16 protein-coding genes are annotated in these 14,782 nt (G+C 40.9%); 1 reads left to right on the top strand and 15 read right to left on the bottom strand.

Translation table 11 applies throughout. The features are described 5' to 3' along the window. The 8 genes from GJS40_RS01060 to GJS40_RS01025 form a co-directional block, all read right to left on the bottom strand. Nucleotides 1-720, bottom strand: a complete 720-nt coding sequence (locus tag GJS40_RS01060) for a pseudouridine synthase (RefSeq protein WP_270895459.1) — start codon at nucleotides 718-720, stop codon at nucleotides 1-3. Nucleotides 721-821: 101 nt separating this feature from the next. After that, on the bottom strand, nucleotides 822-1,355 hold the full coding sequence (locus GJS40_RS01055) for a spore maturation protein (RefSeq protein WP_270895457.1): 534 nt from the start codon (nucleotides 1,353-1,355) through the stop codon (nucleotides 822-824). After that, a complete protein-coding gene (locus GJS40_RS01050; RefSeq protein ID WP_270895456.1) occupies nucleotides 1,352-1,948 on the bottom strand; it encodes a nucleoside recognition domain-containing protein in 597 nt (198 codons plus the stop codon). The genes GJS40_RS01055 and GJS40_RS01050 overlap by 4 nt, the downstream gene beginning before the upstream one ends. Nucleotides 1,949-1,951: 3 nt before the next feature. Continuing rightward, a complete protein-coding gene (locus tag GJS40_RS01045) occupies nucleotides 1,952-3,085 on the bottom strand; it encodes a D-alanyl-D-alanine carboxypeptidase family protein (protein WP_270895455.1) in 1,134 nt (377 codons plus the stop codon). Nucleotides 3,086-3,460: 375 nt separating this feature from the next. Continuing rightward, on the bottom strand, nucleotides 3,461-3,814 hold the full coding sequence (spoVAE, locus tag GJS40_RS01040; protein WP_270895453.1) for a stage V sporulation protein AE: 354 nt from the start codon (nucleotides 3,812-3,814) through the stop codon (nucleotides 3,461-3,463). Nucleotides 3,815-3,816: 2 nt separating this feature from the next. Next, nucleotides 3,817-4,830 (bottom strand): stage V sporulation protein AD, encoded by a 1,014-nt coding sequence (gene spoVAD, locus GJS40_RS01035; protein WP_270895451.1) that lies wholly within the window; start codon nucleotides 4,828-4,830, stop codon nucleotides 3,817-3,819. Nucleotides 4,831-4,832: 2 nt separating this feature from the next. Beyond that, nucleotides 4,833-5,303: a stage V sporulation protein AC gene (gene spoVAC / locus GJS40_RS01030; RefSeq protein WP_270895449.1), complete on the bottom strand. Its 471-nt coding sequence runs from the start codon at nucleotides 5,301-5,303 to the stop codon at nucleotides 4,833-4,835. 6 nt (nucleotides 5,304-5,309) lie between these two features. Then, nucleotides 5,310-5,729, bottom strand: coding sequence for a YhcN/YlaJ family sporulation lipoprotein (locus GJS40_RS01025; protein ID WP_270895447.1), 420 nt, complete (start codon nucleotides 5,727-5,729; stop codon nucleotides 5,310-5,312). 168 nt (nucleotides 5,730-5,897) lie between these two features. Here GJS40_RS01025 and GJS40_RS01020 point away from each other — a divergent pair, with 168 nt between their 5' ends. Then, complete coding sequence (locus GJS40_RS01020; RefSeq protein WP_270895445.1) at nucleotides 5,898-6,590, top strand: DUF421 domain-containing protein; 693 nt, start codon at nucleotides 5,898-5,900, stop codon at nucleotides 6,588-6,590. 35 nt (nucleotides 6,591-6,625) lie between these two features. On the opposite strand, the gene acsA is transcribed toward GJS40_RS01020, so the two are convergent. The 7 genes from acsA to GJS40_RS00985 all read right to left on the bottom strand — a co-directional run bounded on the left by acsA (nucleotide 6,626) and on the right by GJS40_RS00985 (nucleotide 14,706). Further along, entirely contained in the window at nucleotides 6,626-8,353 is a 1,728-nt protein-coding gene (acsA, locus tag GJS40_RS01015; protein WP_270895443.1) for an acetate--CoA ligase, read from the bottom strand. Nucleotides 8,354-8,424: 71 nt separating this feature from the next. Continuing rightward, nucleotides 8,425-9,957 carry a solute symporter family protein gene (locus GJS40_RS01010; protein WP_270895441.1) on the bottom strand — a complete coding sequence of 511 codons (1,533 nt, stop codon included), beginning with the start codon at nucleotides 9,955-9,957 and terminating at the stop codon, nucleotides 8,425-8,427. Next, nucleotides 9,958-10,266 (bottom strand): DUF485 domain-containing protein, encoded by a 309-nt coding sequence (locus GJS40_RS01005; protein ID WP_270895439.1) that lies wholly within the window; start codon nucleotides 10,264-10,266, stop codon nucleotides 9,958-9,960. Between the two features lie 133 nt (nucleotides 10,267-10,399). Further along, complete coding sequence (locus GJS40_RS01000; protein ID WP_270895437.1) at nucleotides 10,400-11,143, bottom strand: LytR/AlgR family response regulator transcription factor; 744 nt, start codon at nucleotides 11,141-11,143, stop codon at nucleotides 10,400-10,402. A gap of 1 nt (nucleotide 11,144) precedes the next feature. Continuing rightward, a complete protein-coding gene (locus tag GJS40_RS00995; RefSeq protein WP_270895435.1) occupies nucleotides 11,145-12,899 on the bottom strand; it encodes a LytS/YhcK type 5TM receptor domain-containing protein in 1,755 nt (584 codons plus the stop codon). Then, nucleotides 12,899-14,434: a solute symporter family protein gene (locus GJS40_RS00990; protein ID WP_270895434.1), complete on the bottom strand. Its 1,536-nt coding sequence runs from the start codon at nucleotides 14,432-14,434 to the stop codon at nucleotides 12,899-12,901. The genes GJS40_RS00995 and GJS40_RS00990 overlap by 1 nt, the downstream gene beginning before the upstream one ends. Next, entirely contained in the window at nucleotides 14,431-14,706 is a 276-nt protein-coding gene (locus tag GJS40_RS00985) for a DUF485 domain-containing protein (RefSeq protein ID WP_270895432.1), read from the bottom strand. The genes GJS40_RS00990 and GJS40_RS00985 overlap by 4 nt, the downstream gene beginning before the upstream one ends. Nucleotides 14,707-14,782 lie beyond the last annotated feature (76 nt).

Raw genomic sequence — 14,782 nt, 5'->3', positions numbered from 1 at the left:
TTATGTGACAACAAGATCTTTCAGTTTTTTCACTTCCACCGGCTTTAATGGACGTTTTTCCCCTGGTGCTAAGCCGTCTAATGTAAGAAATCCATATTTTTCTCTTTTTAATTTTTCCACCGGATGACCAATCGTTTCAAACATTTTTCGTACTTGATGATACCTGCCTTCATGAATCGTTAGCTCTACAATAGAACGATTCGTTTTGCGCCGAACTGATTTCAACTTTACTTTAGCAGGGGCTGTTTTTCTTCCATCAATCACAATCCCACGTCGCAGAGCTTCCAACGCTTCTTTACTTGGTTTGCCGACCACTTTGGCGATATATGTTTTTTTAATTTTACTTTTTGGATGCATCATCAAATGGGCAAATTCGCCATCATTTGTGACCAATAAAATGCCAGACGTATCATAATCGAGCCTTCCAACTGGGAAAATGCGGGCTTCTACTTCTTTAAAGTAGTCTGTCACGACTTCTCGACCACGATCATCCGCCACAGCAGAAATAACTCCTCTCGGTTTATAAAATAAATAATATACCGGTTCTTCTTTTTCAATTGGAACGTCATCCACTTCAACGACATCTTTTTCTTTTACTTTCGTTCCTAACTTGCGAACGACTTGTCCGTTTACTTTCACTCTTCCTTGCAAAATGAAATCTTCGGCTTTTCGTCGCGATGTAATACCTGCATTGGCAATGACTTTTTGTAGTCGTTCCATTCTTTTCACCTCACGTTCATCATACCCATCTCAAAAAAATTTAACAAGAAAAACAAAGAAATCCATACCAAAAATCGAACAAGTTTTGGGATGGATTTCTTTTAACTTCCAAATATAAGCGTCACGATGACGATCGCAGCAACCATTCCGACAAGATCAGCCAAAAGCCCGACTTTTAAAGCGTCACCAATATATTTTATTCCTGCAGCACCAAAATATACAGTAAGGACATATAATGTTGTATCGGTGCTTCCTTGCATCGTGGAAGCAAGTCTGCCAATGAATGAATCCGGGCCATGCGTAGCGATTAAATCACTCATCATCCCGAGAGCCCCTGCACCTGAAATTGGTCGAATGAATGCGAGCGGAACAATATCTGCCGGAACTCCAAAGAAAGCAAATAGCGGTGTCAGCGCTTGCACGAGAACATCCATGGCTCCGGAAGCCCGAAAGACAGAAATTGCCACCATCATACCGACCAAATAAGGAATGAGGGAAATGGCCAATTGAAAACCGTCTTTTCCTCCTTCGACAAATACATCATAAGCGGGAACTTTTTTGATGACAGCGTGTAGTAATATCATAAGCAGTATCATCGGAATCAACCATAAGGAGACGACTGTCAGCCAATTCATCGACTTCCATTCCTTTTTATTTTCCGATAATAAAAATAACGATCAATCAAGATCGCAGCAAGAGTAGAACAGGCGGTAGCGAAAAGGGTAGTGCCAACGATTTCGGTAGGTTGTGCGGAATCATAATTCATACGGATTGCGATGACGGTCGTCGGAATCAACGTCAGCCCTGCGGTATTCAACGCCATTAACGTTACCATCGACCGGCTTGCTTCGTCTTTTCCTCCATGTAACTTTTTTAATTCTTTCATCGCTTTAATCCCCATTGGTGTCGCCGCATTCCCTAATCCCATCATGTTGGCAGTAATGTTGGATAAAATGTATCCGAGCGCAGGATGACTCGCTGGAATATCCGGAAATAATTTTAAAACAATCGGGCGAAACAGTTTGACAAACATGTCTAAGAGTCCACTTTTCCGAGCGATATTCATCATTCCTAACCAAAAAACCATCACGCTAATCAGGCCGAAACATAAAACGACCGCTTCTTCGGCCCCCTTAAATATCGCTTCGGAAACTTCCTCTAATCGACCGTTTACCATCGCTGTGATTAATCCAATTGCAAATAAAGCGATCCAAATCGCATGTACCATCGGTCAACCCCTTCCTAACAATCGTTGAAACCATTCAAACCATGTATGAACCAAACTTTGTTTTTTTGTTGTGTCTCGTTCTAAATAAATTGTTTGCGTACCAATCCATTCATCTCCGATATACCACTTCATTTCTCCGACAGGGGCGATTTGTTTCTTTTGTTCCATCCTTTCTTTCATGATAATTTTCCGGCGTAACCGTTCTGTTTCATTTTCCTTTAATGGATAATGAAATGCTTCTTGCAAAAAAAGTGTTCCATCCAAGCGATGATGCAATTGCTTATTCGTTAATTTTTCGTTTTTTTTCGTCAATTCGTATATTTCAAAAGTCGAAAAGCCCCACTCAAACAGACGGATATGATCATTCCAATCAGACGGGGCATCCAATGTCACGGCGATCAAGGACATCCCCTCTTTTTCAGCGGTCGTAATAAGCGTTCTACCGGCGGATTTCGTGTAGCCTGTTTTTCCCCCGGTGCAATATTCATACAAGGAAGTTAGTAATTTGTTTTTATTTCGCCATTGCCGATTCCAAGACTCCCCTTCTTGTGGCGATTCATAATAAGTCGTTCCACTAATTTCTCGAAAAGTATCGTCTCTCATCGCATATTGTGTAAGGAGCGCCATGTCATAAGCGGTGGAATAATGCTTGTCCCCATCATCTAATCCATGGGGATTTGTAAATTGCGTATTTTTCATGCCAATTTCTTTTGCTTTTTCATTCATTAAGTAGACAAATCCGTCTACGCTTCCTCCCACCGCTTCCGCAATTGCCACCGCTGCGTCATTTCCTGAGCGCAACATTAAACCGTACACTAAATCACGAAGGAGTATTTTTTCTCCTGGTTTCAAATAGAGAGAAGATCCTTCTACGCCACTTGCCTCGTAGGATACAGTCGTATATTCATCCAGCTTACCAGACTCAATCGCAAGGATTGCGGTCATCACTTTCGTAATGCTTGCTATTTTCCGTTTCACATGTTCCTCTTTTCCAAAAAGGACACGGCCACTTTCTTGTTCGATTAAAACCGCAGACCTTCCGGAAACATTGATTTCTTTTTCTTCGGCTTGTAAAGAAGGAGTAGAGCATACGAATATGAGTATCGCTATAAAAAAAGAGAGTGATAGGCTTTTCATTCATTACCCCATCTTTCCTTCGTTTTACTATATTGTATGTTTGTCCGTCCAATTCATGACAAAAAAGTGGTTGGGACATAACCTTCCAATCAAAAATACGAACAATGATTACCGCTTTGGCAGATACTTCGCTATGTGCGGGCACGGCCTCAACCTCCTCGCGGGAACGACCGCTATTAGGTTTCCAGGAAGTGTGAGTAGCGAACGTTGCGACAGGACGTCGCGATTTTAGTCCACCTCCATTTACCCTACGCAGGAGCCTGCGCATTCTGCCTACGCTAATATAGGTTAACCGTTCTAAAAAAGAAAATCCGAGCTAATGGATAGTTCGGATTTCTTTATGATTCATATACTTTTGTCTTAGTTTCTTCTTTGCTACCCTTTCGGTTTAAAAATCAGTGCCGCAAGAAATGAAAAAATAATCGCTGATGAAATACCTGCACTCGTTACTTCAAAAATCCCAGTAATGACCCCAACGATACCATTTTGCTCTCCTTCAGCCATCGCTCCATGAACAAGGGAATTACCGAAACTCGTAATCGGAACGGTTGCCCCTGCCCCGGCAAAATCAATTAACGGTTCGTATAAACCGACCCCATCTAAAATGGCTCCAATGACAACGAGTGCTGTCAATGTATGACCGGGAGTTAATTTTGCTTTATCCATCAGTAACTGTCCAATGACACAAATAAGACCGCCTACAATAAAGGCAGATAAATACATTGCCATCTTTATACTCCTTTCATCTCCACCGAAACCGCATGGGCGATGCATGGAATTGTTTCATCTTGTTGGTAAGATAATGGACTGTGGAGCGAACCAGTGGCGACCACTAACATTTTTTTTATTTCCTGTCTTTTCATTCGTTCGAGCAGATGTCCATAAACAACAACGGCAGAACTGCCTGTACCACTTGCTCCCGCTTGCACTTCTTTTTGATCATTGCTGTAAATGAGCAAGCCACAATCCATACATTGTTCATCCGTAACCATCAATCCCCGTTGCCGAAGTAATTCTTTCATTAGAGGCAAACCAACTTTTCCTAAATCTCCAGTGACGATGTAGTCATAATAAGAAGGATCTACATCAAAATCAGTGAAATGCGCTTCAATTGTATCTGCTGCTGCAGGTGCCATCGCCGCTCCCATGTTATAAGGATCCGTTGCTCCCATATCAACCACTTTTCCTATCGTTGCGGATGTCACGACCGGACCCGTACCTGTTTTTCCAACGACAGCGACCCCTGCTCCGGTCACTGTCCATTGCGCCGTCGGTGGATTTTGAAACCCATATTCCACCGGATAGCGAAACTGTCTTTCCGTCGCAGCATTGTGACTAGCTGTCCCTGTTAAAACGTACTCTGCCCCGCCATAATTAATGACAAAACTGGCGAGTGCTAGCCCTTCCATCGAAGTAGAACAAGCTCCAAATAAACCAAAGTATGGTATTGATAACGTTCGACAAGCAAAACTCGTCGTCGTTATTTGGTTAATTAAATCTCCCGTGAAAATGAATTGCATATCTTCCGGCTTTTTATTTACTTTGGCAAGGGCTGTATATGATGCTTCTTCCATTAGTCTCGTTTGTGCTTTTTCAAAGCTTGATTCATTTAACCAAATATCAGAAAAAAGGTGGTCAAAGTCATCGGCAAGATTTCCTTTTGCTTCAAAAGGACCTCCTACGACTCCTGTAGACAAAATGACTGGTTCGTTCAAAAATTTCCATGACTGGCTTCCTTGCAACATAATTATCCCCCCCACTGGATCCAAATGGTTTTGATGAGTGCAATAATAAAAGCCGCAGTAGTTCCGAAAACAATCACAGGACCTGCTAGTTTGAACATATTGCCACCTACGCCGAGCACATATCCTTCTGTACGGTGATCAATGGCAGCACTGGCCATCGCATTGGCAAAACCGGTGACAGGAACCGCCGTCCCTGCTCCTGCAAATTGAGCAATTTTATCATATACTCCAAAACCGGTAAGCAATACCGCGATAAATATAAGTACCGCCACCGTCGGATCTCCGGCAGTTTTTTCATTAAAGTCGAAGTAATAAATGAAAAAGTTTTGTAACCCTTGCCCGATGACACAAATGAGACCGCCAAAAATAAAGGCTTTCAAACAATTTTTCCAGATGGAAGGAGATGGTTCTCGCTTTTTCGCAAATTCTTGATAAATTCTTTGTTGATCTGTTTGCTGGGTTGCTTTCTTCATATCCCATCATCCTTTCATATGTTCTTCAATCTTTGTTAATTGTTGAGTTAATTCCTTTTTGCCCATCTTTTTTTCTTCCATTTCCTTATTTAATTGAAGCAATTCCAGCATTGCTTTTTTATCTGTGGAAAAAAAGACAGTTTTATTTGGCCATGCTTCAGATAATTTTTTATGTGCTTCCTGGCGAATTTTTTTCATCCGAAACCGCGCCATATGCTTTACTTCTGCAGCGACATAGATGCTATCTTCATGATCTACCGCCACTGCATGGGTCACTGGCTCCATCTCCTCAATCATTTGTTCTGCTTTTACCGAATCTTCGCTAAGTACATACGTTTCATCCAAAGAAGGGTACTGATGACACCCAACGAGAAAAAGGACGCATAGTGCGTAAATGAAAGATTGTTTTTTGTATACGTTATTCAATGGTTTTTTCCCCCACCTTTCTGTCACAACGGTTGTGCAATCAACACCTATAGTTAGTATGAAAAAGCAGCTTTAATTTTATGTAACGATTTGTTTGGATAAATTTTTATAAAAAGTCCATACTAAAAAGAGCATGATGGATTCGTCGATATAGAGGGGTGGGATAGATTGGACATCAATTTTTTTCATTTAACCATTGAGTTAATCGTTGGTTTTTTCTCTTTGCTTATCATTACAAAATTGCTCGGCAAAACTCAAATTAGTCAGATTACCCCTTTTGATTTTATATCCGCACTCATTCTAGGAGAACTGGTTGGAAATGCGATATATGATGAAAATATTGGAATTCATTACGTCATATATGCCATTGTGTTATGGGCACTACTCATTATCATCGTGGAGAAAATCACACAAAAAAAGCAAGGAGCAAGGGCATTTCTTGAAGGAAGACCAGCTGTCGTCATTCGAGAAGGAAAATTAGATTATGAGGCATTAAAAGCAAACAATTTAGATTTAAATCAATTGCAACACTTGTTACGAAACAAAGATATTTTTTCATTGGAAGAGGTGCATTATGCCATTCTGGAACCGAATGGATTGATTAACGCCATAAAAACACCTGAAGCAGCGATTCCAACAAATAAAGATTGGATGCACACCCCCCCTCCTCCTCCAACGTTACCGATGGCAGTAATTTTAGACGGAGAATGGGTAGAAGATAATATTATCGAAGCAGGTATTACGAAAGGGGAAATTTTAGAGGATATTCATGAAAAGAAAATTTCATCAGTGGAACAAGTACTGTATGCGGAATGGAAAGGAGCTTTTCCGTTATATGTACTCACTTATGAAGATAAATAACAGCATGTTCCCAAGAAAGGAACATGCTGTGTGCATTAATCTTCCATGGTGGATAAATCTCCGGTTGGAAGACCCAATTCCCAAGCTTTCAAGACGCGACGCATAATTTTACCACTACGTGTTTTTGGCAAGGAATCTTTTACTTCAATTTCTCTTGGTACCGCATGGGCGGCCAGTCCTTCTTTTACGTGTCTACGCAAATCTTCATTTAATTCATCGGATTCCGTATATCCGTCTTTGAGAGCCACAAAAGCTTTAATAATTTCCCCGCGTACTTCATCCGGTTTTCCGATTACCGCCGCTTCCGCCACTGCTGGATGTTCCACTAATTTACTTTCAATTTCAAATGGACCAACTCTTTCTCCGGATGTCATAATGACGTCATCATCACGCCCACCGAACCATACATAGCCATCTTCATCCATCGATGCCAAATCTCCGGAAATATACCAACCAGGAATAGCGAAGTACTCTTTAAATTTCTCTTCGTTTTTCCAAATTTTCCGCATCATGGATGGCCAATCTGTTTTTATGCAAAGAGAACCCATTTGACCACGTGGTAATTCATTTCCATTTTCATCTAAAATGGCGACTTCAATTCCTGGGAACGGACGCCCCATCGAACCTGGTTTCAGTGGCATAGACGGATAGTTCGCGATGAGAATTCCACCTGTTTCCGTCATCCACCAATTATCGTGAATATTTAATCCGTATACTTTTTTACCCCAATGAACAACTTCCGCATTTAAAGGTTCCCCAACACTTAAAATATGACGTAAAGAGCTAAGATCATAGTTGTTAATAATGTCATCGCCTGCTGCCATGAGACGACGGAAAGCAGTTGGGGCACTATACCAAATGGTTACTTTATATTTTTCAATGGTAGAATACCAATCTTCCGGACTAAAGCGACCTCCACGAATCACGCTCGTTGCTCCGTTTAACCAAGGACCAAATATGCCGTAAGAAGTTCCGGTAACCCAACCTGGATCCGCAGTACACCAGAAAATGTCCTCATCTTTTAAATCGAGAATCCATTTTGCTGTTTGATAATGTTGAATCATGGCATTATGAACGTGTAGGACACCTTTTGGTTTTCCGGTAGATCCAGAAGTGTAGTGGAGAATCATAGGATCTTCTCGCTCTACCCATTCGATCTCTAATTGTTCTGAAGCATTTGCCATTTCCTCTTCAAAGTTATAAAAATTTGCATGCTCATCATTTTCAGGAACTTCATCTCCTACGAGGATGATATGTTTCAAATGTGGCAAATCTTTGTACGGAACGCGTGGGAGTAACGCTGGAGTTGTCACAATCGCGACCGCTTCACTATTTTCAAGACGATCCCGTACCGCTTGTTCCATAAACGCTTCAAATAGTGGTCCTACAACCGCTCCGACTTTTAAAATCCCCATCACACTTACATACACTTCCGGTGAACGAGGCATGAAAAGAAAGACGCGATCTCCTTTTTCAATTCCAATGTTGCGCAAAACGTTTCCAAAACGGTTGGATAAATATTTCATTTCTTGGAATGTATATTTTTCATCCCGCTTTTGGTCACTATAATAGAGGGCAACTTTATTTTTTCGCCAAGTATCTGCATGTCGATCAATCGCTTCATAGGCCATATTGACTTTTCCAGTTTCATGCCAAGTAAAGGCTTTTTCAACGTCCTTCCAGTCAAAGTTTGCTCGAGCCTCTTCGTACGGTGGCATGTTCGGATTTTCAATGACTGGTTGTAAAATATCACTCACGTTCATTTCCCCCTTTTTATTTTTCCATCTTCTATCGAAAAAGCATCTTTCATGGAAAAGATGCTTTTTCTTTAATTTTATTCTGCTTCAATACCAGTATTCGCTCTAACAGTCATTTCTGAATATTTCGCTTCTTCTTCGTCTCGCTTACCTAAGAAAGTGAACACAATGGCAGATAAGAAACCGAGCGGAATACTTACGACACCTGGATTTGCTAGCGGGAAGATAGCATTATCTCCCATGACGCTTGGTCCAATCATCACAAGACCAACTGCAGCAATCGTACCAATTAACATACTTGCAACTGCTCCGGTTGTATTGAAGCGCTTCCAATAAATCGAGAAAATAAACACTGGTAAGTTTGCACTTGCCCCTACACAAAAGGCAAGAACAACGAGATAAGCAACGTTCATATCTTTCGCAAGAATACCAATTAAAATGGATACGATCCCGATTACAAGAGACGCTCTTCTTGCTACTTTAAATTGTTTGTCACTATCTACTTCACCACGTTTAATGACATTTGTATAAATATCGTGAGCAAAAGCACCGGCTCCGGTAATCACGAGTCCTGCAACTACCGCGATAATCGTTGCAAATGCTACTGCAGCAATCGCTGACATAAACAATTCGCCACCAAAGGTTCCTTCTCCTCCTCCAAGATACGCACCTAAGAGAGGAGCAGCCATGTTTCCTCCGGCGTCCACTTCCATGATTCTATCCCGTCCAACAAGAGAGGACGCTGCAAATCCGATAAACGTAATGAGGATATAGAATATCCCGATGATCCCCATCGCCCAAATAACAGATTTACGCGCAGCTTGGGCACTTGGCACAGTGTAGAAACGCACGAGCAAGTGCGGAAGTCCTGCTGTTCCTAAAATAAGTGCCATTCCTAAGGAGAATAAATCAATTGGATTCGTATATAATTGCCCTGGTTCCAGAAACTGCACTCCGTTTGTGTCAATCACTGTACCGAATAAGCTGTTAATGTTAAAGTTGAAAATGACTCCGATAAAGAGAATCATAATAATCATTGCCGACATGAGAAGGACTGCTTTAATGATTTGCACCCAACTTGTTGCCAACATTCCACCGACAGAAACGTAAATGATCATCAAAATACCGATAAAGATAATCGCAAACTCATACGGGATACCTACTAACAGTTGAATAATCGCTCCAGCTCCAACGAGTTGCGCAACCATATAAAATAACGTTACTGCCAGCGTTACAACTGCAGAAGCGCTACGTACGGGACGTTGGCTGAGTCGAAATGAGAGCACGTCGGCCAAAGTAAACTTCCCGGAGTTTCGAAAAGGTTCCGCGACGATGTAAAGGACGATGACATATCCCATGAGCCAACCAACTGCATACATGAAGCCATCGTAACCGTGCAAAGCAACGAGACCGGCAATCCCTAAAAAGGACGCCGCACTTAAATAGTCTCCGGCAATGGCAAATCCGTTTTGCATCCCGGTAAGGGAACGCCCTGCTGCATAGAAATCTGAAGCATCCCGATTTCTTTTAGACGCCCAATAGGTGACATACATCGTCAAACTGACGATTAAAACGAAGATGACAATCCCAAATATGTCTGCTGCATTCATCTACGACGCTCCTTTCTCAAAATATTTCTCCGTTATCTCTTCTACTTTCTTATCAAATGATTTCGCTTTCACGACGTAAATACCAGCAAGCGCCCAAGCAACAAAATAAAAGGTTAAACCATACAAGTAACCAAAGGTAATGTTACCAAAGAGAAAATGACTCATAAGCGGCTTCGCATAACCGGCCATAAGCGGAAATGCTAAATAGTAAATAAAGAACAAAATAGCAATCGGCCAAATAAAACGATTTTTCGATCGTTTTAATTCTTTAAACTCCTCCGACTCTGCAATTTGATCGAACTTATTCATCGCGATGCCTCCTTTTTCTATTTTGAAAGCGCTTACTGTAGCTTAAGTATACTAAACGATTAGTTATTTGGAACCATTTTTGTGTCAAACGTTTTATTTCTTGTCTGAAATGTTTGATATTGTTTGCGAATGGTTAATTTTCTAATTTTTTAAATAATTCTTTTCTAACAGCACGGCTCACCGGAATCACCGTGTTGTTTTTATCACTTAGCTTAATATTACTCGTCCCATTAAACCAAGGCGTGATCTCTTCGATATAATCTAAATTGACTAAATAGCTGCGATGAGGACGAAAGAAGGGAAGTCCTTCTAATTTCTTTTCTAATTCTTGAAGTGTCATTCTGCTTTGAATCACTTTGTCTTTCGTGTGAATCGTTAACACTCGATTCGTCGGTTCTGCATAATAAATTGATTGCGGAGATATAACGACCGTTTTATCCCCGTCATCAATGAGCAGTTTCGACGGTGGCGTTTGCCGCTCTTCCTGTTGATTCGCTTGTTTTTTAAACTCCATTTGTTCGCGCGCACGTTCCAACGCTTTTTCCAATCGTTTTTCATCGTATGGTTTCAATAAATAATCAAGGGCATTCATATCAAACGCATCCACGGCATACTCTTCGTACGCCGTAGTAAAGATAAATGAAGGAGGACGTTTCGCCATGTGACTGATTTGTTTGGCCGCTTCGACCCCTGACATTCCCGGCATTTGAACATCTAAAAAAACCAGGTCGGATTCATGCTCTTGATATAAAGATATCACTTCTTCTCCCGTCGCCACACTGCCATCAATGACAATGTCGCTTTCTTTTTTCAATAAATAAACTAACTCTTCTCTAGCCAGTTCTTCGTCTTCTGCAATTAATGCATGAATCTTCATGTCACTCCCGCCTTTCCTTTGCATTTTTTGGAATGTAAAAATATATTTCGCTCCCTGTTTTTAACTCTTTCTTTATGTGCAAACGTGCCGAATCTCCGAGCAATTGAACCAAGCGTTGATTCACATTGAATAAACCGACGCCTCCATTATCTCTATCTTTTAATGGTTCCGTGCCGAGTCTTGCTTGTATTTCTTCAGAGATACCGATTCCATTATCTTTTACTGAAATTTTAATTTCTGTCTCCTGTTCTTCAATGGAAACTTCAATGCGCCCATTTTTTGTTACTTGTCCCAACCCGTGTTGAACTGAATTTTCCACAAGTGGTTGTAGCGTTGCCGGAGGGATAAATACATCTCCGACTTCTCCTTGACATGTCAATTCGATCTCTAGACGACTCTTAAACCGGGCCTGGATAATATCAATGTAAGCTCTGACATGTTCTATTTCTTTTTCTAACGGAATGAGCGACTTTGACACAAGTCGTAAATTAAACCGCATATAATTAGCTAATTGAATCGTAATGTGTCTCGTTTCCGCTGGCTCTTTCCGTGAAAGGGAAGCAATTAAATGAAGCGTATTAAATAAAAAATGTGGGTTAATTTGTGCTTGTAAATTTCTTAATTCCGTTTCTCTCATATGTTCTTTTAATTTTTCTGCAGAAATGCCTTTCCATTGGTTCGAAAGCAGTTGACCTAATCCTTGGGCTAACATTAATTCCACCGGGCGTATATGTTGTTTCTTTTTAAAATAAAACTTAATTAACGTCACATCATCGTTTCCTTCTTCAACTGGAATAATGATGGCCGCTTCCAATGGACATTTCTCATTGACACACTGTATTTCCGAACGGCTATACGCGACTTTCATTTCTCTCGTTTCGATCGCTTCATTGGATATTCTCGTTGATATTTCTGTTCCTGGACGATGATGGTCGTCCCCTAACCCAACATGTGCCAGTACTTCTTTTCCTTTCGTCACAGAGACTGCTGCCAATTTCAGACGGTGATAAAGCAGTCTGGCAATCCCATTTGCCATTTCATTTGGGTCATCTTTATTTAAAAAAGGCAAAGCCTCTTCCGCAATGGACAGCGCTTGTTTCGTCGCAAGCGCCGCTTCATTTTCTTGCTCCTTTAAAATCACGCCAATCATCGCAGTAAAAATTGCGATGGCAATACTGTTAGAAAGAACGAGTGGAAGGCCAATATTGTCCACGATATGAATCGTTTCTTCGACATTGGAATGGAAAATTAACAATAATTGCATATGAAGAATGGGAGGAAAGATTCCGATGAATAACGCTTTAAAAGGAGAAATGACTCGCTCATCAGAAAAGAATCTAGCGGTAAGACCTGCCAACAAACCTGTTATTGGATTCACGATACCGTTTGCGAAGGCTCCGATTCCCCCTAACAAAAAAAGGTGTCCACCTGCAATAAGCCCCGCGCCAAAACCAACCACCGGCCCTCCTAACAGCCCGGCAATAACGATGGCCACAAGACTGGAACTAACGACAAACTCATTACTTTCTACACTCCAAATGAAATCCCGTTGAATGACAAAACCTTCTTCAATCACGATACCAGTAATGGTACTTGCAATACCAAATGCGCCAAAGACACATGCATGCACGATAGACATTTTCAGATTCAATTCTCGATATAGCAGAGAGCGAAATCCAGGCGTTCTCGTTAGTACGAACGCCAATACTAACACAAGTCCTAATCGTTCAAACAGTGTCATCGTCAAATAGGTCACTAATGCTCTCTCCTCGTTGTTACATTCGTTTCTGCTTTGAGATAAAATTTGGCATATTGTTCTTCGGATTGCTTTTGTCCAAACAAAGTTCCGATAATTGCTGCTAAAAATCCAATCGGAATCGCTATAATCCCCGGATTATTTAAAGGGAGTATCGCTTCTCTACGAATCCAACCATGAGTCGGATCCATAATTTGTGGTCCTAGAATTAATAGCGTCAAGGAAGCAATCAGACCACAAATCATGCCGGTAATCACACCTGATTGATTAAAGCGTTTCCAATAAATCGTTAGAAATAATACCGGAAAATTACTGGAAGCTGATACGATAAACGTAAGTGACACGAGAAACGTGACATTCATATTTTCTAAACCGAGAGCAAACATCGTCGAAATGAACCCGACACCAAGGGCCGCCAACTGTGCCACTCGTAACTGTTCCTTCTCTGATGCGTTTCCTTTTTTAAACACGTGATGATAAATATCATGGGCAATCGCAGTTGTTGCCGAAATCACTAATCCTGAAACGACCGCCATGATGGTAGTGAAAGCAATTGCTGAAATGAAGGCAAGTAAAAAGTCACCACCTATTTCATTTGCCAATAACGGAGCTGCTAGATTACCAGTCGGATCGCTCGCATATAGAACAGTGGAGCCAACCAATGCAACCGTTCCTAATCCAAGAACTAAAGTCATTATGTAAAAGAATCCGATAATTCCCATGGAAGTCATTAACGAACGGCGAACTTCATGGCGGTTGCTGACTGTATATAAACGAATGAGTATATGTGGAAGCCCTGCTGTTCCAAGAATAAGCGCTAGTTGTAACGAAACTACTTCCCAGGGGCTTGTAAAGAGATGTCCGGGATAGAAAAATGAAGTGCCTAAGACAGATTCTTCTGTCACTTTGGTAATCAGTCGATGGACATCCCAATCAAAACGTGAAAAAACACTTAGCGATAAGAGAAAAGTGCCGGACATTAACACAACTGTTTTAATAATTTGCACCCACGAAGTAGCTATCATGCCGCCAAATACGACGTACATCGTCATTAACCCGCCAATAATTAAAACCGAAACGGAGTAATCAATATCAAGTAATAAGCGAATTAGTAAGCCAGCAGCCACAAGTTGAGGAATCATATACAAAATAGAAATAATAAATGCTCCAAATCCCATCACAATCCGAATGTTTTTGTTGGGAAAGCGTGAGCAAATTACATCTCCCAATGAATACTTCCCAAGATGATGCACAGGTTCTGCAATTAAAAACAATACAATTAAGTATGACACTAAAAATCCAATCGAATATAAAAATCCGTCATAACCACTAAGGGCAATTGTTCCTATAATTCCTAAAAAGGAAGCCGCACTAATGTAATCTCCCGCTATGGCCATTCCGTTTTGCAACCCGCTTAAACTTCCTGCCGCCACATAAAAGTGACTGGTCGTTCCACTTCTTTTCGCGGCCCAATAAGTTATAATGAGCGTACAAACGACAATACATATGAAAAACAAAAAATATGTCAAATTCAACGTTTTTCCTCCTGCTTCATTTCATCCGCCAATCGATCTAACTCTCTTGCCCTCCACATGTACAAAAAAGCGAGTGTGAATGTCACAATAAATTGGAGAAACGTATATAACCATCCCCAAGTTAGGCCGATATATGGAACGAACTGATTCATTTGGTCAGGAAAATAAGCGAGTGTCAAAGGCAAACTAAAATAAAACACGAACAAAAAGAAGAGAGCCGGGTAAAGAAATTGTTTCTTTTTTCTCAAATATTGTTGTAACAAACGTTCCACCGTATTCCCTTCTTTCTTATTTCCGTTCATCAATATTAAATTCAGTATATTAAATGTATTTAAAATATAGCGGATC

The sequence above is a fragment of the Aliibacillus thermotolerans genome, from assembly GCF_027853235.1.
Taxonomy (GTDB): domain Bacteria; phylum Bacillota; class Bacilli; order Bacillales; family Marinococcaceae; genus Aliibacillus; species Aliibacillus thermotolerans.
This window is presented reverse-complemented; position numbering and strand designations above follow the sequence as displayed.

Coding starts and splice junctions, on each gene's coding strand:
- spoVAC (WP_270895449.1), bottom strand. CDS start 5,303: ATGAAGAAAGCAACCCAGCAAACAGATCAACAAAGAATTTATCAAGAA.
- spoVAE (WP_270895453.1), bottom strand. CDS start 3,814: ATGGCAATGTATTTATCTGCCTTTATTGTAGGCGGTCTTATTTGTGTC.
- spoVAD (WP_270895451.1), bottom strand. CDS start 4,830: ATGTTGCAAGGAAGCCAGTCATGGAAATTTTTGAACGAACCAGTCATT.
- GJS40_RS01000 (WP_270895437.1), bottom strand. CDS start 11,143: ATGAAGATTCATGCATTAATTGCAGAAGACGAAGAACTGGCTAGAGAA.
- GJS40_RS01045 (WP_270895455.1), bottom strand. CDS start 3,085: ATGAAAAGCCTATCACTCTCTTTTTTTATAGCGATACTCATATTCGTA.
- GJS40_RS01060 (WP_270895459.1), bottom strand. CDS start 720: ATGGAACGACTACAAAAAGTCATTGCCAATGCAGGTATTACATCGCGA.
- GJS40_RS01010 (WP_270895441.1), bottom strand. CDS start 9,957: ATGAATGCAGCAGACATATTTGGGATTGTCATCTTCGTTTTAATCGTC.
- GJS40_RS01055 (WP_270895457.1), bottom strand. CDS start 1,355: ATGAATTGGCTGACAGTCGTCTCCTTATGGTTGATTCCGATGATACTG.
- GJS40_RS01005 (WP_270895439.1), bottom strand. CDS start 10,266: ATGAATAAGTTCGATCAAATTGCAGAGTCGGAGGAGTTTAAAGAATTA.
- GJS40_RS01050 (WP_270895456.1), bottom strand. CDS start 1,948: ATGGTACATGCGATTTGGATCGCTTTATTTGCAATTGGATTAATCACA.
- acsA (WP_270895443.1), bottom strand. CDS start 8,353: ATGAACGTGAGTGATATTTTACAACCAGTCATTGAAAATCCGAACATG.